Annotated in this window: 1 protein-coding gene; it reads left to right on the top strand. The window is 72.3% G+C overall.

Features of this window, described 5'->3' with window-relative positions:
• Positions 1–106: 106 nt before the first annotated feature.
• Positions 107–570 (top strand): FAD/NAD(P)-binding oxidoreductase (locus tag ACEN88_RS33805; RefSeq protein ID WP_413346732.1); only part of this gene is annotated, 464 nt, incomplete at its 3' end.

Below are 570 nucleotides of genomic sequence, written 5' to 3' on the forward strand. Positions count from 1 at the left end.
ACAGAGCACGAGGCGCTCGAACGGGACGGCGGCGCCGCGTCCGCCCGTCTCCACGAGCAGCGTGCTGGCGTCCACGCTGCCGATGACCTGGGCCTCCTGCATCACGGTGCAATCCGGGTGGCCGCGCAGGGCAGTCCACGCGCTGCGTGCGCGGGCGTCGGTCCAGCGCGCGGGTGCGCACGTGGCCGCGATCGTCGAACACCAGCCGTGGTCGCGCCTGTCGGCCTTCGGGCTCGGACTGCTGTCGCGGCACGGGAAAAAATTCCTGCAGGCGGCGTCGCTGTTCGCCGAGCTGCGGGGCATCCCGTACGTGACGGGCGCCACGCTCGTCGCAGCGCACGGAGACGACACGGTGCGCTCGGTGGTCGTCCGGGCCGGCGGCAAAGAAGTCGAGTATGCCTGCGACTTCCTCGCTGCGGGTTTCGGCCTCGTCCCGAACACGGACCTCGCGCGCGCACTCCGGTGCGACGTCGTCGACGGCGCGATCCAGGTCGACGATGCGCAGCGGACGAGCCGCCCGGACGTCTGGGCCGCTGGCGAATGCACGGGCATCGGCGGCGTCGACAAGGC

The sequence above is a fragment of the Massilia sp. CT11-108 genome (assembly GCF_047302915.1).
Taxonomy (GTDB): Bacteria; Pseudomonadota; Gammaproteobacteria; order Burkholderiales; family Burkholderiaceae_D; genus Telluria; species Telluria orientalis.